Origin of the sequence: Bacillus sp. FSL L8-0199 (assembly GCF_038005705.1) — a bacterium.
Lineage (GTDB): Bacteria > Bacillota > Bacilli > Bacillales > Bacillaceae_G > Bacillus_A > Bacillus_A cereus.
Genome location: NZ_JBBOTS010000001.1, coordinates 3,048,351 through 3,070,307, shown reverse-complemented (window position 1 = coordinate 3,070,307; position 21,957 = coordinate 3,048,351). Strand labels below are relative to the sequence as shown.

Below are 21,957 nucleotides of genomic sequence, written 5' to 3'. Positions count from 1 at the left end.
TGAAATCAATCATTTATCTAAGGAGGTAGTTCTCTTATGGAAAATAAACAATTTGGGATGTTAGCCGCTACCTTGGCTCTAACGATGACCCTACCAACAGGAGCGATAGCGTTTTCTAGCAGTAAGGATCCGATTGTAGCTAGCCAAGAAGTTGCTAGTAAAGAATTAGAAAAGATTGCTGCAGAGAACGCTGCACTGCTTACGAAGTCCTATGAGACGACTAGCGTGCAGTATGCGGTAATTGATAATGGTAAACTGATTTTGTCGGGTCAGACAGGAAAGAACGATATAGAAGGAAAACAGCCATTAACCAAAGATACTCTATACGGGATTGGTTCAACTAGTAAAGTATATACAGCTGCGGCTGTTATGAAACTAGTAGACGAAGGAAAAGTTGATTTGGATGCTCCTGTTGCCCGCTATATTCCTGAGTTCAAAATGAAAGATAATCGATACAAGCGCATTACACCACGTATGCTATTGAATCACTCTTCGGGTTTGCAAGGTATGACGTTCAATAATGCATTTTTATTTAAAGATAATGATACTTATGCCCATGATATGTTGTTGCGGCAACTATCCAGTCAAAGCTTGAAGGCGGACCCTGGCGCATTCTCGGTATATTGTAACGACGGCTTTACACTGGCTGAGATTTTGGTAGAAAAAGTAAGTAGGATGAGTTTGACTGAATTTCTACATCAAAAGTTTACAAAGCCATTAAAACTAGAGTATACGCAAACACCTCAGGACAAATGGAGGGACGAAAAGCGGGCTGGACTTTATTCTCCGAAGTACCAAGGACAGCTTCCCATTGAAATGGTGAATGTGATTGGTACGGGAGGAATCTCTTCTACTGCAGAAGATGTGGTGCGATTCTCGCAATTATTTATGGGACAGGGAAAAGAAATCCTTTCTAATAAAGCAATCAAGGAGATGGAACAAGAGGAATATAACAAAGGAATGTGGCCAGAGGATGGAGATAATGTGTTCAACTATGGCCTTGGCTGGGATAGTGTGAAACTATACCCATTTGATAGATATGGGATAAAAGCTTTGTCTAAGGGTGGCGACACGGTCCTGCAACATGCGTCATTGGTCGTGCTTCCAGAACAGAAGCTGGCAGCAGCTGTATTGTCCTCCGGCGGCTCCAGCATGACTAATCAACTGTTGGCAAACAAATTACTGCTAGCCAGGCTTAAAGAGAAAGGGACAATTAAGGATATAAAACCAGATAAATCTTTCGGCAAGCCAATCAAGGCTAAAGTGCCTCAAGACGTGGTAAAAAAAGCAGGATTTTATGGAAATAGCTACAGCCATTTCAAAATAGAAATTACGAAGAAGGGAGAACTGTTTTTACCAACTAAACCAGAAGAAAAATATGTATATACGGCGGATGGAAGCTTTATAAATGAAAAGGGTACTTCCAAGCTTAACTTCGTCACTGAGAAGAATGGAAAAGTTTATTTAAGAGAGAGCACATATGAATTATCACCGGGATTGGGGCAAAATGTGCTGACTCACTATTTAGCTCAGAAATTAGAAAACAATGTGTTACCGAAGAAAACAGCTGCTGCATGGGCGAAGCGCGAGGGCGGCAAATTCTACCTCGTTAACGAAAAATTTAATTCTATGAACTATCTAGGACAACTAATACCTCTTAACACACAAATTACGCTCAAAGATGGATATTGGGACGGCAAAAAAATTACAGGTCCCAATACGGCGACGCATCAAATTCAGATTCCCGTGATGAATGGGCGTGATACGAAGGAAGCACATTTCTATAAAGAGGACGGTAATGAATACATGAAGATGGCCAGTTTTTTATACGTCAGTGAATCCAACGTGAAATCACTTGATGCAGGTCAATTATCAAAGGTTACACTGCAAGCAAATGGGCATGCGAAATGGTTTACGATCCCGCAAGAGGCAGCAGGGAAAACAATGACGGTGGATTTGCCATCAGGGAGTTCATTCTCGGTGTATGATGAGAATGAAGTATGCATCAATTTTACCGTTGTGAGCGGCAATAACATAGTGAAACTACCGGAGAAGGGAACGGTTGTATTTGCTGGCGCACCGAACTCAGAATTTACTATCACATTGAACTAGATACAATTCAGGATAGACTTCAATAAAACAATACGACATGGAAACGATGTTTTATTTGTATTTTAAGCATTTCCTTTACAAAGAGAAATTCCACGAATGATATTACTCTTAAATTCTTAGCTTAATATTAATGGGTATTTCTTTTTGTTCGTAAATTTAAAATGTTTAATATGAGGGATTGTGTTTCCGAACGACGCTCTAGCGCTCTAACCAAAAAGGCTTGGGGAAAGAAAAATAAAATTTTATAGATTAATATTCCAATTATATTCTATATATTTACATTTAAGTAATTAATTTGTATTATTTGTTTGTTAAAAATATAATTAAAGGAGTAGTTAAAATGAAAAAAAGAATTCTTATTCCTGTAATGAGTATAGGTTTTCTAGTCTTTGGTGCATTTTATAGTCCTGATCAGAATACAGTTTCTGCCCAAATTAACACTGAAAAATTATCCGTTAATGAAAGTGAGTTTTGGCTTAGTAATGGAAATCCAATAAAATATTCCCCATATTACAACACTATTATTGGGAGTGCTGATTTAAGCTCATCTAACGAAGGAAAAAGAAGCTATGTAGTATTTGAGTTTTATAATTTACGAGGTGATTTATCACATGTAGCAAGTGCCAATATTCTTCATCACTCGAATCTTCAAAAATTCTCAGTTCCTATAAAATATTTAGAAGAAGGTAGTTATTCCGTAAAGGTCAAGGTTATAAACGCAAAGGTAAATCCAAAAACCATTAAATTTGTTCATAAATAGTAAGGTGTTAATGCAATTCAATAATTAGTACAATATGATGGTTTAAATAGCATAGAGACACCTTTGGGTGTCTCTATGTATACAAAAGCCCTACTATCCTATGAGAATGGTAGGACCTTTCTATACTATTTATTATCCAATCCATCATTTTTTTATAAACATATTGGGTTTCTCAAAAATACACCAGTATTCCATTCGTCACTATAATGAGCATACTTGTATTTGTTGGGGCACTTATTTTCGATTAATTAGAAATTATTAATCTTAAAAGGAGAATTAATAAATATGAGCACGAAGAAAAAAATAGGGAAGAAGTTATTACTTGTTAGTGCACTTTGTGCAACAACAATTCCTTCAGTTTCCTATGCGGAGGAAGGAATTTCACCTAAAAATTTCGAGGGTACTCCAAGCATGTTTGAGGGGCAGAATAAGGATGTATTGAAATCAAATCTATATCCCAATACATATAAAAATCCGTTCAGCCACCAATTTAAATCGACATTAAAGGAAACAAACACAAATATAAGAAAAATAGACAATATTGACGATAAAAATCCATTTATACCTAATGCTCTTTCATTTATCCGTTATATGCATAATGAAGATTATAAATCTGCATTTGATTTAACTTCTCGGTCATTACAGAAAGTAATATCCGAAAAATGGCTGAAGAACTATTGGAAAGAAATCCCTACGCAATTACAAGCGGGTTCTTTTATAGAAATCGGGAAGGTTTCACAAAAAGAGATAAATTCCGTCCATACAAATGTAGAGATTCAATTAGTTTTTGAACAAATTACTGTACCTTTACTAATGAAACTGGATCCATCTGGTAAAATAGATGATTTTCAACTCAGTATGCCGTTTAGTCCTGTTGTAAATCGGCCATCGTATAGTAAGCCTGAATCATTTGTTGATAAAGAAGTAGTAGTTGGAAGTGGTGCATTTCCATTACCAGGAACATTGTCTGTTCCAAAAGGGAAGGGTCCTTTCCCAGCGGTTATTCTTGTTCACGGAGGTGGAGCAGCCGATCAGGATTCAACTGCGTATGCTTTAAAACCATTTCGTGATTTAGCTGAAGGTCTTGCCTCGAAAGGAATTGCTGTCCTTCGCTATAATAAACGAACCTATGAACATGGATTGAAAACAGAACTTAGTCCTTTTTATACAGTTGATAAAGAGACAACAGATGATGCTCTTCTTGTGACTCATTTTCTTCAAAATGAACCTATGATAGATAAAAAACAAATTTATATTCTTGGTCATAGTCAAGGTGGGATGGTGATTCCAAGGATAATTGAAAAAGATCAAAATCAAAATATTGCGGGGGCAATTGTGATGGGAGGAGCGGCCCGTACAATTCAAGATGCTGCTTTAGACCAATTGAAGTATCGTTTGTCTATTGGAGCAATAAACCTAGAAGAATATCAATTTTACAAATCGCAATTTGAATTATTAAACAACCCTAATTTCTCTAGTCAGAATCCTCCAAAAGATTTTTATTTAGGATCACCAGTATTTTGGGATTCTATTCGCAAAATTAAAGCAGCAGAAATGTCAAAAAAACAACAGACACCGTTATTGATTATGCAAGGAGAAAGAGACTATCAAGTTCAATCCAAAATCGAAATTCCTCTTTGGAAAGAACAATTAAAAGAGCGAGATAACATTGATTATCGACTATATCCAAAATTAAATCACTTCTTTACAGAAGGAGATGGGGAATTAAGTAAACCGGATGAATATTATAGTCCTGCTAATATTCCTGAGTATGTTATAAATGATATTGCTAATTGGGTGCAAGGAAGATCGAAATAAAATTAGCAACCATATTTTTTAGTAGCTATTTTCAGTTCTTAAGATAGACTCATTTTTAATAAGATAAATATAATTATATCATGATGTAAATAACTATAACGAACGGATTAAAGTTTCTTATTCAAATACTTTAGATACTCATATCTGGGGACATCATCCATGCTTATTGATTTAATATTTGGAAGTATATACAAATACCCTAAACAAAAAATGTTTAGGGTATTTGCTTTTCTTAGGTTGCTGGCGATGTGGCGGTACCTCTGGTTTTAAGTTAAAAAAATCCCTGGAAATAAACCTTTTATAAATAGGATTATTTTATTTCGAGGGGCTCCTTATAAATCTTAGCTATATATTTTACGAAATCAATGACGGGATAGTGTATGAGTGAACGGTGCTGCGTAAAACGGATCCCTTCTTTTTCCATTTTTGAAATGAGTTGTTCAATTTCCAACTCTTTTTGTTGTATCCTATTATAATTTTGATATACAATGTTTTTCCATTGATAGGAAGAACCGTGAAAAAAATTCTCTCCTTTTACCCTGTGACTAAATATAATTTCTATTTTTTCTCTACGTTGTTTTTCCTTCATATGCGCTTCTGTTGACTGCATGTTTATCGCCTCTTCCCTTTTTGTTGTATACTGTTTCACAAAATTTGGTCTAACTCATCATAGCCAATGTACATTAAGCTTGTTGGGAATTGTCGTTTAAGGCTATCTCATCAACTGTATTTTTTTCAAGCGCTTAATCTAATATATTGGATTATAATCTTACGTCTAAATAAATTGATAGTGTACATAAAACACTATCAATCTTTATTATAAAACGATTCTTTATAGGCATGCACTTTTTTACACTCACCAAAATTTACAACATGACGAGTATCTTTATCCATGAATGTTATTCTGTATTTACTGAGGTTAGTTTTTTATTTTGACTAACTGACATATTGTATGCCTCATTATCTATTTTATAAAAAAGAAAATAGCTATAACGTTCCCTCTTTTGATAAAAAAATTTTATGAAAATATAGCGCTCTTAAAGAGTTTTGTTACAAGTTTGTTATGTTTGATTTAAAAAAAGGAAAGTAATATTTATTTGTAGAAAATTTTTAAGGATAAAAATAAGCTGAATATTCATGATAAGAAAAGGGGGCACTTATATGCTAACAAATGATTTAGATTTCCGATTAGAACCACGTTTAAAAGAACTGTATGAACAACATAAAATAAGAGCGCAGAAGATAGACTGGGGTTATCATGAGTTTTTACCATGGGATAAGGGAATGGACTTTAAAAGAGTTCCTTGGGATGAAAGTCAAGTTACTCTCCCTTCTGGTGTAATTACGGCCATTGAAACAGCTTTATTAACAGAAGTGAATTTACCATGGTTTACAACGTATTTATCTGCGACTTTTAAAGGTTCCCTTTCTGTTATTACAGACTTTATTCATACTTGGACCTCAGAAGAGGATCAACATTCGAATTTATTAGAGACATATTTACTACTCACTCGAAGTGTAAACCCTAAACGTATACATGAATTAAGAAAATCAGTCGTTGAGTGTGGATTTGAGCCTGATTTTCATACACCAATCGAAGCCATGACATATACGACGCTACAAGAACTTGCAACAATGGTGTTTTACAATAATGTAGCTAAGGTGGCAAGTAAGCATGATCCAGATCTTGCTACATTATTACGCCGTCTTGCAAAAGATGAAACACTTCATTATGCGTTTTATCGAGACGTTATTCGAACACATTTAGAATTGGAACCAAATTATTGCTACTATATTGCCAATGTGATTAGGAATTTTAAAATGCCAGGTGCCGTCATGCCTGATTTTGAAAATAGAATGGCTGTGATTGCAAAAGAAGCAAACTATGGGCCACTACAATATTTTGATCAAGTACTTGATGTAGTGGTTGAGTATTGGGGGTTAAAAGACTTACGACCAATTGCCCCTCTAGCAGAAAAAGCAAGAATTGAGATTTTGGAGTATCATATAAGATTGAAAAAAATACGGGATCGATTTGGCCGTTTTCAAGGAAAAACTGATCTACGTTAATGAGTAGAGATTTCAGAATATACGCGTGGGAATTCCCTTTTCTTTTATTTGAAATCTAGAACGCTCTCTATTATTTTGAGGCTGTTTTCCTTAATTTAACTTCTGAAGAAAAAGTAATTGACACCAAAAATAAACTCATGATATTATTAAATATTTGATAAAAAATAACGTATGTGTTAAGCTTGAGAAGGTTACCACATATGGAGGTGGGTTATATGTTTCAAATTGGCGATAACATTGTTTATCCAATGCACGGAGCAGGTATAATTGAAGCCATAGAAGAAAAAGAATTCTCAGGGGAAAAACAACAGTATTATGTAATAAAAATGTCAATCAGTAAGATGCAAGTCATGATTCCTACGGGTAAAATATTGAATTCGAATATACGGCCAGTTACTGATATACTTGCATTAAAACACATTATACACATTTTTCAGCATGAAGAATCATGTAAATTACTGCCGTGGAAACAAAGGCATAAAGTGAACACGGACAAAATAAAAACGGGTGAAATACAAGAAGGTGCTGAAGTTGTACGTGATTTAATGCGTATGAAGAAAGAAAAAGCACTGAATACAAGCGAAAAAAAATTGTTGGATGATGCATATAAATTTTTGGTCAGTGAGCTAGAATTAATTAAAGGAATCACTGAAAAACAAATAAAAAGTTTCTGTTAAGATTTATTATAAATACTGTATAACATCCCTCGGAAATATCCTGAATTTTCTGGGTATATGTTGATTATTAAAAGGAAAGTATTTCAAAGATATTCAATTTCTTCAACTCACTTTTAGAGTAGATACCTCTTTTGTTATTACTTCAATCTAATCCATTTTTATTTTTAAATTTCTTTTACGAATGTTTGAAGTTTCATCAAATAACTCGATTAAATAGTCACTTGATTTTTACAATCCTGATTCACACTGGCACGGACAAGGAGCCGTAAGGATGAAAGAGAGGTAGGGCTTTCATTGTTTTAGGTAATATACTATCTAAGTCATTATTTCTAGAAGAAAAAACAATCAATCTCACCACTATCTGTAAGAGTGCCTTATATCTACTGAGACGGTGAATAGTAATTGTTTATCTTCTTTACGTAAAATTGATAAACGAACTGGTAACACCATATGGTCAACTACAAAAAATTGGTTTCCAGACCAGGAAACCAATTTAAATTTTATTTACATACCAATAGTAAATTAAGCAGTAAGAAGGAGTACACACATGAAAAAAATGTTAACAAAAGAATTAAGTAATGAATTAAAGAAGCGAGAAGGGATCATCTCTATTACAGTTGAGTCTTATGAAAAAATCGAAGTTGGTGGAATTCGTGTAGATGGACCAGCTATTATTCTAATTAATCAAGAATAGGTAAAAATAGTTGCATACAAGGAGAAAAGGATCGGCCTTTAAGAGAAGGGGGATCCTTTTTGTTTGTTGCAGCCAATATGGGATATAAATAACTTTTATCTGATGTGTTGGGGTTAAAAGGAAGGAGAGGATGGAAATTATCATGGTGGAAAGCTTAATATTGGTAGGATTTCTTTTTACGTTATATAAATTAGTTGATAAAAAAACAAACTAATTATTTAAAACGATAGATTGTTTCTTTTTTTAGGGCGAGATTTATCTGAGAGTGAAATGGATCATCTAAAGGAGGAATTAAAATGGATGCAAGGAAAAAACGCATAAAATACGAGAAGATGTCAAAGAATTATGATCGTATTTATTTAGTTTCGTTTATCCTATTAATTGTACTTGTTTGTAGTAGTGTGATTATCATAGGAGCTACAGGGGGAAAATATGGAGTATTTTTATTGTTAGCAATTTTACTTAACGCACGTATTACGAAAGAATCTCAAAAAAAGTATGAGCACTATTCTAATAAAGGGCGTATTTAAAATGATACATAACCAGAAAGGAACAACCTAGATGTATATTCAAAATATCCCTTTATCATCTCCTATTAACTAGTAAAAGTAACTTTATATAAATAATTTTTTAGCAATGTAGAAATAGAAACCGTACCCTATTAAAATGTTATTTCCGTCCATATAATGAATTATCCTTCTAGCATATTTATAAGATTTATATCATATATTAGTAGAAAGAATGCAAGTTAGAAAGGAGTCTTATAGAATGAGTTATTTGGAGGGAAATGACTTTAGTAAACAAAATATGGTAAGTGTGCCTAATCCCTATGTATATCAGACATTACAATCAGTAATTGGTAAACATGTGGTTATTGAAACTGTAAGAGGAAATATAAGAGGGAAATTAAAGGATGTGAAACCAGATCATTTGCTCATTGAAGATACGGTGCCATATATTGTACGCATTCAACAAATTGTATGGATTATGCCAAAACAATAATCAAATTACATGTAATTTGATTTATAACAGATTAGCGTTATAAATCAAATAAAAACACAGGGTTTTATCTCTGTGTTTCTTCAAATTTTCGTTTTTGAATATATGCTTGAGCATGGATAATTTCTTTCTGAAGTTCTTTTAATTCTTCCGTAGATCCAGATTCAATCCTCATGTACGTAGTAACTAGACTAATCATCATATCCATCTTCTCTACTATATTTTGAATGACCTGTTCAGATTGCTCTTTTTTAGGGTGTTGTATTGCTATTAAAGCATTTTCTATATAATTGTTCTTTCGTTGCTGGATATCATAAATAAACTGTTTTGTGTTTGAGTTCATTTGTTATTCCTCCGTTTTGGATATACTTCTATTCTATCATATTTGAATGGAAAATATGATATTACCCTAAATTCACACCTGTCCAGGTTTTAAGGTATTCATAATGTGTTCTAAATCAACTTTGATGTACTGAGACTGTTTTTTTACTGTTCCATTTCGAAAGTATTCAGGAAACTCATTTTTGATATACGCTATATTATTTAGTTTAAGTCGCGATATCATAGTATTTCTTTTGGTTTTTTATTTGATTCAAATTGATTCCAATTACAAATTATAATAGCATTTCAATAGTAAGGCTATCTCTGCATTTTATCTTTATACCGTCATGCTATTATCTTGATATAATTATGTTGAATGTAGTAGTGACGGAAATAGTGAAAGATTTCTAATTGGTTAACATATAAAATGAACTATTTCTTCCTTACAATAAAATAAATCGTGGAGAAGATAAAAGATGCAAAGAACAATATTAATTGTAGAAGATGAAGATATTTTACGTGAAATTATGAAAGATTACTTATTAAACGAAGGGTATAACGTCTTAGAGGCGATTGATGGGAAAGAAGCGTTATCTATATTTGAAGAGTATGAGGTGCATTTAATTATTTTAGATATTATGTTACCGGAATTAGATGGTTGGACGGTTTGTCGGCGAATTCGGAAGAAATCTAATGTACCTATTATTATGCTAACGGCTCGGGTGGATGAAGATGATACTTTACTTGGATTTGAACTAGGAGCAGATGATTATGTTACAAAGCCATATAGTCCTCCTATTTTATTAGCAAGAGCAAAACGATTAATGGAAAGCCGATATTCTTCCGCTGCTAATGTACCAGCTGAAGACACATTAACGAGTAGTGGTATCCATGTACATTTTCCTTCTCGTACAGTAACTATAGATGGGGAAGACATAAATTTGACGCATACAGAATTTGAAATAGTAACGTATCTCATGCGAAATCAAGGAATTGTAATTTCGAGAGAACAACTAATCAATAAAATTTGGGGTTATGAATTCGCTGGGGATGATCGCACTGTTAATAGTCATATTCGTAATTTGCGTCATAAATTAGGACAAAAAGCAGCTTGTATTGTAACTGTTGTACGAGCTGGTTATAAATTTGAGGGACAAGTATGAAAAAAGGAATTGTATTAAAGTTATTTATGTTAACAACAGCATTATGCACACTTATTTTAGTAATTATTTTTATGGGACAAACTATATTTTTTAAGCAATACTACGCAAATCGAAAAGTGAATGATATTAAAACAAATATTCAATTCTTTGAAAAAGCATATATAAAAGCTGGAGATGATGCGAAGGTAATTCAAGAATTAGAACAAAATTTCTATCAAGAGAATGCGACATGGATTACAACGTTAGATCGTGTAGGAAATATAAAATATGCAAATGATTTTTCTATAGAAATTCAATTAGACCCAAACGAAAATAAGATATTTTCTGAACGTTCCATTCACATACCGTTGTATAGTTTTATCAATTTAGAAGATATACAAAGGATGAAATATAGCTTAGAACAAGGGAGTCATATTATTATCGACGGAGTACAGAAGGGGAATATAGTAGTCCCTGCGATGTTAACAATAAAAGAGAAGAATGTTGGGCTAGAGAACAAGCAACTGTCAGAAAGGTTGTATGGGCCAAAAGCCGCATCTTCAAAAGAAAGTTCACAGTTATATCTAGCAGGAAGCATTAAGAACGTGCAGTTACCGGAGGGGACTGTAGGAACTAACTCTATTTATGGAAATCGTGTGCTTATAGATAGAATAAAACAATTTCAGACTGATTTAATATTAAATCAAAAACCAAATAATATTACTTCTACAGAAATAATGGATTATGAAGAAAATGATATTAAATATAAATTATTAGTCAAACCAACAAAAGATGCAAATGGTAAGACAAATTACATATTTGCTATGACATCATTGCAGCCAGTTGATGAAGCTGTGCAAATGATAAAGGATTATTATATATATTTAATTATCTTTGTATTAATTTTAATCGTTTTGATATCGTTCTATTACTCAAAAAAAATCGCCAAGCCATTATTACAAATAAATGATACTACAAAAAAAATCGCGGGTTTAGATTTCTCTGAGACGATACCTATTACTACAAAGGATGAAATAGGTGATTTATCACAAAATATTAATACACTTTCTAAAGCTTTGCATTCGTATATTCATCAATTGCAGCAAGATATAGAAAAAGAAAAGCAATTAGAGAATACACGTAAAGAATTTATCGCTGGTGTTTCACATGAGTTAAAAACACCTTTAAGTATTATGAAGAGCTGTATTTCAATTTTAGAGGATGGTGTTGCTAGTAATAAAAAGGAGTATTACTTTAAAGCAATGTCAAAAGAAGTAGATAAAATGGATATGCTCATTATTGATATGCTGGAGTTAGCGAAATTCGAATCTGGTACATATAAAATGGAAATGGATGTTTTCCATATTGATGAAATGATCGATTACATATGTGAGCAATTAACCTCGGATATAACAGCTAAGCAATTACATGTTCATAAACAACTTTCTAAAATTGAAGTTGTTGCAAACCAGCATCGCATAGAACAAGTTATAACGAACTTTATTACAAATGCGATTCGTTACACACCAGAACAGGAGAATATTATTATTTCTACAATAGAAGAGAATGAACGTGTAAAAGTATGTGTAGAAAATAAAGGGGCTCATATCGCGCCAGAACATTTAGAGAAAATATGGGATCGTTTCTATCGAGGGGATACGTCTCGTCAACGTTCAAAAGGTGGAACAGGATTGGGACTTGCTATTTCAAAAAATATATTAGAGCTACATGATGCGGAATATGGTGTTTCAAATACAGAAGATGGAGTATTATTTTATTTCTATTTAAATAAAAACGTGTAGAATTTTTTCTACACGTTTTTATCATTTTTAAACAAAATCGACATTATCTGCATTTTATCTTTATCAGCATTCATTACTATTTTCATTAGAAAGAGAATGAAAAGTTGATAAGGAGATTGTTAAAATGAAAAAAAGAGCGATATTGCTTTTGCTTATTATAATAATAATGGGTACAGGCGTTAGTTTCATACATGCTAAAGGGCACAAAAACATATCAAAAGAGGATTTACGATTAAAAGGAAAAACTATTGTAATTGATCCAGGGCATGGTGGAGGAGATAGAGGGACGAAAGGAAAGAAATTAGGAACGATTGAAAAAGAGCTTAATTTAAAAGTAGCACAAAATATAAAGAAAGAATTAGAAGAAAGAACGGATGCAAAAGTTATATTAACACGTGAAAAAGATACGAGCTTACTTCCAGAAACAAAGCAAAAGGAAGAATTACAAGCACGTGTCAAAGTAGCGAAAGACCATGCGGCGGATCTTTATATTAGCATTCATCATGATGCTTTTGAGGATACAAATGTAAAAGGAATAACAACTCATTTTGGATCTAATAAAAGGAAAGATAAAAAGTTAGCTAAGACCGTACAAGAAGCTATTTTTGATCAAAATATAGACAGCCGTGATAGAGGTATTCATGGAAGTGATTTTCTTGTCTTACGAGAAAATCCTTCTCCGGCTATCTTAATTGAATTAGGGTTTACATCTAATGCGAGTGATGAAAAAAGAATGAATTCAGAAGAATTCCAAGCAAAATCGCAACAAGGTATTGTGGATGGCATTATTAATTATTTTACGATGTAATAAAATAGGTAAATAGAAAAATACTATTCTTTCTAAATCTTAATTAGAAAGAATAGTATTTTTTATTTTGGGTGTATATCCAGTTTTCAAATTTAAGAATTAACTTAACCTTATTCTTTAACTGATTTCGACACTATCTGCATTTTATCTTTACCTCTCTCTATTAATCTATTTATTGTAAACACCGGTTGAAACGAATGATTCAGTCGAATAAAGGCTCAGCCTTATAAATAATGAAAATTAATAGGGAAAGGATCGGAAAATCATGAAAGAATCGAAAAGTAAGAAAAAAACAAGTGTAGTAACGAAGGCAATCATATCTTTAGGAGTTGTTTTAGCAACGACCTTTTTCACATTCTTTTTAATTGGGAAATGGAACTCTACCCCAGCGAAGGGAGTAGCTAATGAAAGTATTAAACAAGTTAATACGCAACAACAAGAAAAGAAAAAAGAAACACCACCGGAAAAACAGAAAAGACCTGATGGAAAACCGGTAGGAAAGGTTGTGTATTTAACATTCGATGACGGTCCTAGCGAATTAACTGGAAAATTTTTAGATGTACTAAAAGAGCAAAATGTTGCTTCGACATTTTTTATGCAAGGTAGTAATTTACAAAATACAGGTTTTCAGGAAAACGTAAAACGAGCGGTAAAAGAAGGACATTATATTGGTGCACATAGTATGACACATAATAGTGATAAACTATACAAAAAGGGACAATTTGTACCGGAAATGAAAGAAACGTTAGCTCTTATCCATAATATTACGGGTACAACTCCTAAACTAGTCCGTCCACCATATGGATCTGCACCAGGATTAAAGGGTGAGGAAATTCGTAATCAAATTGTAGAAGCAGCAATAAAAGTTTGGGATTGGACAATAGACTCAAATGATTGGAAATTAAAAGATAATCCAACTCAGATTATCGAAAATGTAAAGAAACAAACAACAGAAGAAGTAGAAGTTGTTTTAATGCATGAAAAGGCGCAAACATTACAAGCACTTCCGGAAATCATTAAATTCTATAAGGAAAATGGATATGAATTTGGTGTTTACAATGATGCAGATCATTTTCGACTAAATTTCCAAAAAGATCAACGTCTATAGTATAAACATAGTTATTTTAAAAGGTGTTTTTATTACTAAATCAATAATTAAGCAAAAGTCGATTTCCTATTTTATAAAGAAATCGACTCTTTCGTTTATGTATTATGTCACAAGAGTTTCCTTATTTTCTCCGGAATGTCCTTTTTAGAAATCTATGCAACAGAGCCTTTATAGTAAGAGTATCTTGTTGGGAATGATCAAAAAAATCTATATTGTAATATAAAAAATCGCTATGATATGAAAGGATACCATACAACAATCCCAATAAATTCTTCTCAATAATTGAAAATAAAATCAATCCGGATTATTATATTGTTATTGTAAATTTATTTTATTGAAGGAGGATACATAGATGAAAAGCTCAAAAGGCTCTATTGAATCAGAGATAAGCAAAGCAATTACTCACTGGGAAAAGGACTACCTAGGACGCGGGTCTATATCCGTTAAGACAGATATATTACGGGATATGATTATCGTAAATTTACAAGGTGTTTTAACGCCGGCTGAATATAGTGTTTGCGAAACAAAAGACGGGATGCTAACGATAAAGAAGAATCGTTCGGAGCTAGTTGAATCTGGAATTGATGATCTGAAAGATATTATACTAGAATTAACTGGAGAGAAAGTGAAAAGCTTTCATACGGATATAAGCTCCCGTACAGGCGAACGAGTAATGATTTTTAAATTGCTTCATAATCTTGAGGAGAAATTTTAAAAATACCTTAAGGTTAGTGGAAGGATTAAGAAACCTACAAGTTTTGCACTTTATTAACAGGCTAATAATTAAAAACTTGAAGTTATTTAGGTATAATAAATCTTAATTCTAATAACTCTTAAAAAACGGATAAAGAAATTGACAAACTGCTTAATATGGTTTATCTTATAATTGTTTTAAAAAATTGATAGATGCTCATTTTAACAGCTTGCTATAATTAAGGCTTTAGCATTTTTTTAATATGTAATATTGACTAAATGAAAAAGTTTCTTAATTAAAAGATAGCGTATAACATAAATTGATATATTGATTGCATAATCTAGGAGATCAGAAATATACATTTCTTTTTAACAGGAGTAATACATACATTATTATCCTCTATAAAATGGGAGCTCTTCAAAAAACTTTATTGAAGTTAGTTGAAGGGAAACCGACAATCTCCATAATTCAATGATGATATAAAATCATTGAATTATGGAAGTTGTCGGTTTTTTTTATGGGAAAAAACGATGCAATAAAAAGAGTGAATGAAAATTGAAATTCAAAAAACCATCTTAATTAAAAGGAATTTTTATAGGTTATTTTCGCTTAGAAGGGAGTATTTAACATGTTAATTTCGCTGAGTTCATCAACACTGTTAACATTATTTTTTATGGCGCTTAGTGCTTCTTGGCTAAGTGGATTATTGTTTTTACATGCAAGGATGCCTTTACGTTTTGTTCATATCCATATTGGTATTGCTGCTTTACCTTCATTGGTTTCTTTACTCGCACTTGTAAATAACAATGGAGATAGAGTTGTGGGGCCTTGGCATCTAGATACTTTAGCTTGGTTAATGGCTTTCTTTGTTCTTACAATTGGCTTAATTATTCAGCGCTTTTCTGTACGTTACTTAATGGGGGATCACTCATATCGAAAATACTTTGCACTTTTTACATTTACTACAGGTGTATCTTCGGTTGCATGGTTAAGTGACGATCTTCGCTTAATGCTCATTTGTTGGGGAGCAACGCTTATAGGATTGGTTCTACTCATAGGGCTAAATAAAGGTTGGAAAGTAGTTAGTGAAGCAACTAAAATCTCTGGCTATTTATTTACAATAAGTTGGATTGCCTTACTATCAGCTATCATTTGGCTGTTTCAAGTAACTGGACAGTGGCAGTTAACATCAGTTTTAACGAATGAAAATGTAGCGCTACATGGAACATTGGGGAGAACAGGAATTAACTTATTAATTATATTAGCGGTGATGATTCCAGCAGCACAATGGCCTTTTCAAAGATGGTTAATTGAGTCTGCTGTTGCTCCAACTCCTGTTTCTGCTATTATGCATGCGGGTTTAGTAAATGCTGGCGGTATCATGTTAACTAGATTTTCATCTCTTTTTCATGATGATATGGCACAAATAATTTTACTAATTTTCTCTAGTATTTCTGTCTTAATAGGTACAGGAATTAGTTTAGTCCAAGTTGATTATAAACGTCAGCTAGTAGGTTCAACTATTGCACAAATGGGATTTATGCTTATTCAATGTGCATTAGGCGCCTATTTAGCGGCTGTTATTCATTTAATTTTACATGGTTTGTTTAAAGCTACGCTGTTTTTACAAGCTGGTTCTTCCGTACAACGTTTTGGGGCAGTGAAGCAGTCTAATGAAAAGATGTCTAATTTATGGACTATGGTTGGACGTGTTTTCGGATTATTTATAGCGATTGCTTTTTGGCTTACGACTTCTGGAGAAGGGTATCAATTCGTTAGTGCGTTCATCTTAGGTTGGTCATTATACGTTTCATGGAAACAGCTTGTTGTTTTTGGAGAGGGAAGAATGGGACGAATTGTTGGCGTATTTATTTTAGCTGGATTTTCTGTCATTTACTTTACCGTTCATAACTCTCTTTATAAATGGTTGCATACTGACATGTATCAAAATGTTCAACCTTCAGCTCCAGTCGTTATTTTTGTTGTATGTCTCTTATTATTTGGTAGTGTTATTAGTACTCTCGTTACTCGTAATCAATCCTCTACAATATTTGCTGTAATGTATCTTTGGTTCGTTCGAGTAGGTGAGGCGAGACAAAAGTCAGTAGAAAGTCATCCAAGCTATCTGAAACATTATGTATCAAAGGGAGGTAATTCGTGATGAGCATACCGTCAATATTAAAGAAAGATACAAACATTGATATACAAAAAAATAATATAAATGATTTAGTTGCATCTGCTAGCCGAGTGATTGCACCACTTTGGCCGATTGCTACATTTGCAGCTCATCACCCTTGGATGGGACTTGAAAAACAATCATTTGAACAAGTTGCAGATTGGTTAAAAGAAATTCGTAATGTGGATATATATCCTAGTGCTTCTATGATTCATTCGGCAAAGGCGAAAGGTGAGATTGAGGAATCATTTTTACAAAGTTGCTTGTCTCGTTGGCTTGATTCACAATCTTTTCATATCCCGCGAAAGAAAGCGGAGCAGTTTTGCCAAGCAGCTTTAAAATTAGAGAAATTACCTTCTAGTCTATTATCATCGCCAGAATTAAATAAACTGGCAGACGAAATGAGTTATATAAATACAGGGAGTATGAAAGCCTCTGTTATGCAACCAATAAGTTCGCTTATAGAGAATCAAAAGGGTGACAACCTATCTGATATTCTTAATTATCACATCATTAAATGGTGTAAATTATATTTGGATGATTCCGGGTCAAGTTGGACGATGCCAAATCGAGAGAAAGGTTTGTATCGTGCATGGCATCACCTTATTAAATTTGATCCAGCGCTCAGTAAAAATGAGCGTAGCATTTTAAAAGATTGGCCAGAAGATGCCGAGGTAGCTTTAACAAGAGCGTTATCTGAACTAGGAATTTCTGAATCTAACATGCAAGCTTATCTTGAAGGGCACTTACTTTCTTTACCTGGGTGGGCAGGAATGATACGATGGCGCTCACAACAATCAATTCAGGAACAGGGGCTCTTAATAGAATATTTAGCAGTTCGAATTTCTATGGAGTTGGCTATTGCAAAACCTTATTTACCTTTAAAAAATCAAAAGGTTGAGAAAAAAGTTTCGATCGTCCCACTTATAGCTTCTTGGATCTATTGGGGGAATATTTCAACACGGGAATGGCTACGAATGCCTGCAGCTGGACAAAGCGAATTATTAACATTTGCTTATCGTTTTGATGAAAATATTCGCAAGAAACTTTGGCTCGAAGCTTGGGAACAGACGCATACAGAGCAATTAAGGGAGAAGATTGCTTTTAAACAACGTGCAACTAATGATAAAAAGCGTGTATTAGCTCAATTAGCATTTTGTATTGATGTACGTTCAGAACCGTTTCGTCGCCACCTTGAAAAATTAGGTCCGTTTGAAACATTTGGAATAGCTGGTTTCTTTGGATTACCAATTGCAACTAGTGAACTAGGTAGTAATAACAACCATCCTTCTTTGCCAGTTATATTAAAACCGAAACATCAAATAAAAGAGCTCACAAATGAAAATGAACTTAAATCTTATGAGCAACGTAAGAGGATAGATAGTTCGGTGCGTTATACATTTAAAACGATGAAACAGAACGTACTGACAAGTATGGCGCTACCTGAGTTAAGTGGTCCTTTACTTGGTCTACAGATGGTGACAAGAAGCTTTGTCCCAAGAGGAGTTGGTGGTTTCATTCGTAACCTTCGTAAAACTATGTTACAAAAACCTGATACAACATTCTCGCTTAATCATGTTCATGAAACAAAAGGTGAGATACCTATCGGTTTTACGAAAGAAGAAAAAGTGAACTATGTGCGTCAAGCTTTAAAAATGGTGGGACTGACAGAAAAATTTGCTCCTTTAGTTGTAATGTGTGGACACAGTAGTCAAAGTACGAACAATCCTTATGCTGCAGCACTTGAGTGTGGTGCTTGTGGCGGAGCAGCAGGGGGATTCAATGCAAGAGTTTTTGCTACTTTATGTAATCTTCCAGAAGTGAGAGAAGCCTTGTTTGCTGAAGGTATTGAAATTCCTGAGGATACCATTTTTGCAGCAGCTGAACATAAAACAACAGTGGACGAATTGGAATGGATTTACGTCCCAGAACTTTCGGAAAATGCGCAAGAAGCATTTGATTGTATCAAGTCGATTATGCCAAATGTGAGCCAGCATGCAAATAGAGAGCGTTTAACGCAATTACCAAATTTAAAAACGAAAATAAAAAATGCGAGTAAAGAGGCACATCGATTTGCAGAAGATTGGAGTGAAATACGTCCAGAATGGGGATTAGCGCGTAATGCATCTTTTATTATCGGACAGCGTGAATTAACTCAAGATTGTGACTTAGAAGGTAGGGCTTTCCTTCATAATTATGATTGGAAACAGGATGAAAGTGGAGATATATTAGCTAATATTATTGCAGGACCAGGAACAGTTGCGCAGTGGATAAATCTACAATATTACGCATCAACTGTAGCTCCTCATTATTATGGTAGTGGAAATAAAATAACCCAAACCGTAACGGCAGGTCTCGGTGTTATGCAAGGGAATGCTAGTGACCTGTTGCCAGGCTTACCTTGGCAATCCGTTATGCAGTCAGATAGTGAGACGTATCATTCACCACTTCGTTTACTAATTGTCATTCAAGCACCTATTGAATATATAGAACGTTTGTTAAATAATGATTTCACATTTCGAGAAAAAGTTCAAAATGGATGGGTTAGACTTGCAAGTGTTGATCCAGAGGGACGCTGGAAAAACTGGTAACAATTATTATTGTTACTAGCTTAAAAGTTTCATAAATACAATAATGAAGAAGGAGTGCTCCATATGAATTCAAAGAATAAAAAAGTTTTATTATTAACAGACATTGAACACGGAATAGAGCCTATTATCCAGCAAGTAACAAACATTCAACAAGAAAACATGTTGACTATACACAGCTATGATTCTGTAATTGTACATCCTTATGGAGATATAATGAGATCTGTTATTATTGCTATTTATGAAGAAAATGTGGAAGAAATTTTTGTTGTCGGAATAGAGGATAAAGAAACTGATGTAGTTAATCTACAAATTCAACGTGATTCCATAAAAAATAACAGAGAAATAGACTATCTCTTTAAAAATTGCATGCCTGAATTTTCAAGTGGTAGCCTTAATCAATGGCTGAGTGGACAAAAAAATGTTAGTGAAAATATTGAAAAGAGTATAGATATGATTCGTCATCATCCGTTAGTACCTTCTGATATTAAAGTTCATGGTTTCATGATTGATAGAACAGGTGAAAAAGAAACGGTTGTTAAAATTGCTACTAATAAAATAGTTGAAAAAGTTAATTAATCTATGAAAGACAAATAAATTCTTATGTATAAATTGTTGTTGTATAATAAATTTTATTATGTTTTAAGAATCAGAAGAGGTAGCCATGCAAAATAAAATTATCGTTATGTTTCAAAAAGATTTTCGTTTATATGATAACCCAGCTCTATTTGAGGCTGTTCAGTCCGGGGAGGTTCTTCCGGTATATGTACAAGATGAAACTTTTTCAATAGGAAGTGCAGCAAAGTGGTGGTTACACCATGCTATAATAGATGTCCAAAAGCAACTTGAGGCATTGGGCTCTACTTTAATAATCCGCAAAGGAAATACACAAGAAGAAATACTTTCTCTTATAAAACAATTAGATATAACAGCTGTATATTGGAATAGTTGTTATGATCCAGACAGGTTAAAATCTAATCAAAAAATGAAAATGATGTTAGAAGATAAAGGTATTATTTGTAAGGAATTTAATTCGCATTTATTATTAGAACCGTGGATTATAAAAAAGAAGGATAACACTGAATATAAGGTGTTTACGCCTTTTTACAATGCATTTCAAAAGCAGGTAATACCTAAACCTATTAGCAGAGTACAGAGTATAAAGTGGGGAAGCTCTTTACCAGCAAGCTTATCTGTTTCAGAATTACACTTGTTGCCGACTATACCGTGGACATCTCATATGGAAGCAATATGGGAGCCTACAGAGGAAGGGGCATACAAAACATTTAAGAAATTTTTCTCTAGTAAATTAGCCTCTTATAGTGAAGGAAGAGATTTTCCAAATCAAAATGCTCATTCGATGTTGGCACCATATCTTTCATTTGGCCAAATATCAGTGAAGTTAATGTATCACTACTTAATAAATAAAAGTACCGAAAGACAATGTAGTTTTTTTGAAAAACAAGTGATTAGTTTTATACGCCAATTAATTTGGAGAGAGTTTTCTTATTATTTGCTATATCACTATCCGTTTACAGTATATAAACCTCTTAATAAAAACTTTGAACATTTTCCATGGAATAAGGAAGAGGAGTTATTAAGAGTATGGCAGAAGGGTGAAACTGGTTATCCGTTTATTGATGCGGGAATGCGAGAACTATGGCAAACTGGTTTTATGCATAATCGGGCAAGAATGGCTGTAGCCTCTTTTCTTGTAAAGCATTTGTTAATTCCGTGGCAAGAAGGTGCAAAATGGTTTATGGATACACTACTAGATGCTGATATTGCAAATAATACAATGGGATGGCAATGGGTTGCTGGAAGTGGAGCAGATGCATCACCGTACTTTCGTATTTTTAATCCTATCACACAAGGAGAAAAGTTTGATAAAAATGGAGAGTATATAAGAAAATGGGTACCAGAATTAAGAGATATACCGAATAAGTATATACATAAACCTTGGGAAGCACCTGAGCATATTTTACAAAAGGCCAATATTAAGCTTGGTCATACATATCCTTTGCCAGTTGTTGAACATAAGGCAGCACGAGAGAGAGCGCTTTGTGCATATAAAAGTATGAAAGAACTTGTATAAAATAAATGAATCAATATGAATTTCATATGTAAAGATTATAATGTAAAGTATAGGAATGTCCATTTACACATTAAAATTTTATTCATTGAAAGA

General features: G+C 33.4%; 19 protein-coding genes. 17 read left to right on the top strand and 2 right to left on the bottom strand.

What is annotated here, in order from left to right:
• Positions 1-36 precede the first annotated feature (36 nt).
• The 3 genes from NST86_RS15905 (at position 37) to NST86_RS15895 (ending at position 4,690) form a co-directional block, all read left to right on the top strand.
• Entirely contained in the window at positions 37-2,112 is a 2,076-nt protein-coding gene (locus NST86_RS15905) for a serine hydrolase domain-containing protein (RefSeq protein ID WP_016118225.1), read from the top strand.
• A gap of 340 nt (positions 2,113-2,452) precedes the next feature.
• A complete protein-coding gene (locus NST86_RS15900) occupies positions 2,453-2,872 on the top strand; it encodes a hypothetical protein (protein WP_016118224.1) in 420 nt (139 codons plus the stop codon).
• A 285-nt stretch (positions 2,873-3,157) separates the two neighbouring features.
• Entirely contained in the window at positions 3,158-4,690 is a 1,533-nt protein-coding gene (locus tag NST86_RS15895; RefSeq protein ID WP_000104852.1) for an alpha/beta hydrolase, read from the top strand.
• Positions 4,691-5,000: 310 nt separating this feature from the next.
• On the opposite strand, the gene NST86_RS15890 is transcribed toward NST86_RS15895, so the two are convergent.
• A complete protein-coding gene (locus NST86_RS15890) occupies positions 5,001-5,300 on the bottom strand; it encodes a hypothetical protein (RefSeq protein WP_001191994.1) in 300 nt (99 codons plus the stop codon).
• A 551-nt stretch (positions 5,301-5,851) separates the two neighbouring features.
• Here NST86_RS15890 and NST86_RS15885 point away from each other — a divergent pair.
• From NST86_RS15885 to NST86_RS15865, 5 genes are all read left to right on the top strand, one after another.
• Entirely contained in the window at positions 5,852-6,760 is a 909-nt protein-coding gene (locus tag NST86_RS15885) for an acyl-ACP desaturase (RefSeq protein ID WP_000957102.1), read from the top strand.
• A gap of 215 nt (positions 6,761-6,975) precedes the next feature.
• A complete protein-coding gene (locus tag NST86_RS15880) occupies positions 6,976-7,437 on the top strand; it encodes a CarD family transcriptional regulator (protein ID WP_000486292.1) in 462 nt (153 codons plus the stop codon).
• A 547-nt stretch (positions 7,438-7,984) separates the two neighbouring features.
• A complete protein-coding gene (locus tag NST86_RS15875) occupies positions 7,985-8,131 on the top strand; it encodes a BC1881 family protein (RefSeq protein WP_000738548.1) in 147 nt (48 codons plus the stop codon).
• 296 nt (positions 8,132-8,427) lie between these two features.
• Positions 8,428-8,661 carry a hypothetical protein gene (locus tag NST86_RS15870; RefSeq protein ID WP_000340044.1) on the top strand — a complete coding sequence of 78 codons (234 nt, stop codon included), beginning with the start codon at positions 8,428-8,430 and terminating at the stop codon, positions 8,659-8,661.
• Between the two features lie 238 nt (positions 8,662-8,899).
• Complete coding sequence (locus NST86_RS15865; RefSeq protein WP_000120818.1) at positions 8,900-9,133, top strand: YuzF family protein; 234 nt, start codon at positions 8,900-8,902, stop codon at positions 9,131-9,133.
• 64 nt (positions 9,134-9,197) lie between these two features.
• Here the strand turns inward: NST86_RS15865 and NST86_RS15860 are convergent, their stop codons facing one another.
• Positions 9,198-9,473, bottom strand: coding sequence for a hypothetical protein (locus NST86_RS15860; RefSeq protein WP_001087712.1), 276 nt, complete (start codon positions 9,471-9,473; stop codon positions 9,198-9,200).
• A 454-nt stretch (positions 9,474-9,927) separates the two neighbouring features.
• On the opposite strand from NST86_RS15860, the gene NST86_RS15850 reads away from it, so the two are divergent.
• From NST86_RS15850 to NST86_RS15810, 9 genes are all read left to right on the top strand, one after another.
• Positions 9,928-10,614, top strand: coding sequence for a response regulator transcription factor (locus NST86_RS15850; protein ID WP_061663744.1), 687 nt, complete (start codon positions 9,928-9,930; stop codon positions 10,612-10,614).
• On the top strand, positions 10,611-12,395 hold the full coding sequence (locus tag NST86_RS15845) for a sensor histidine kinase (protein ID WP_061663742.1): 1,785 nt from the start codon (positions 10,611-10,613) through the stop codon (positions 12,393-12,395). Before NST86_RS15850 ends, NST86_RS15845 begins: the two co-directional genes overlap by 4 nt.
• A gap of 124 nt (positions 12,396-12,519) precedes the next feature.
• Positions 12,520-13,203: an N-acetylmuramoyl-L-alanine amidase family protein gene (locus NST86_RS15840; RefSeq protein WP_000745357.1), complete on the top strand. Its 684-nt coding sequence runs from the start codon at positions 12,520-12,522 to the stop codon at positions 13,201-13,203.
• A gap of 265 nt (positions 13,204-13,468) precedes the next feature.
• On the top strand, positions 13,469-14,311 hold the full coding sequence (locus NST86_RS15835; protein WP_061663740.1) for a polysaccharide deacetylase family protein: 843 nt from the start codon (positions 13,469-13,471) through the stop codon (positions 14,309-14,311).
• 352 nt (positions 14,312-14,663) lie between these two features.
• A complete protein-coding gene (locus NST86_RS15830; RefSeq protein ID WP_000842546.1) occupies positions 14,664-15,026 on the top strand; it encodes a DUF2294 domain-containing protein in 363 nt (120 codons plus the stop codon).
• Positions 15,027-15,633: 607 nt separating this feature from the next.
• A complete protein-coding gene (locus NST86_RS15825) occupies positions 15,634-17,166 on the top strand; it encodes an NADH dehydrogenase subunit 5 (RefSeq protein WP_086423417.1) in 1,533 nt (510 codons plus the stop codon).
• Positions 17,166-19,772: a DUF2309 domain-containing protein gene (locus NST86_RS15820; protein ID WP_267377745.1), complete on the top strand. Its 2,607-nt coding sequence runs from the start codon at positions 17,166-17,168 to the stop codon at positions 19,770-19,772. The genes NST86_RS15825 and NST86_RS15820 overlap by 1 nt, the downstream gene beginning before the upstream one ends.
• 63 nt (positions 19,773-19,835) lie before the next feature.
• Entirely contained in the window at positions 19,836-20,348 is a 513-nt protein-coding gene (locus NST86_RS15815) for a carbonic anhydrase (protein ID WP_086423419.1), read from the top strand.
• Positions 20,349-20,433: 85 nt separating this feature from the next.
• The gene (locus NST86_RS15810) at positions 20,434-21,864 is read left to right on the top strand and encodes a cryptochrome/photolyase family protein (protein ID WP_001179978.1); all 1,431 of its coding nucleotides are present in this window, start codon (positions 20,434-20,436) and stop codon (positions 21,862-21,864) included.
• Positions 21,865-21,957: the final 93 nt, after the last annotated feature.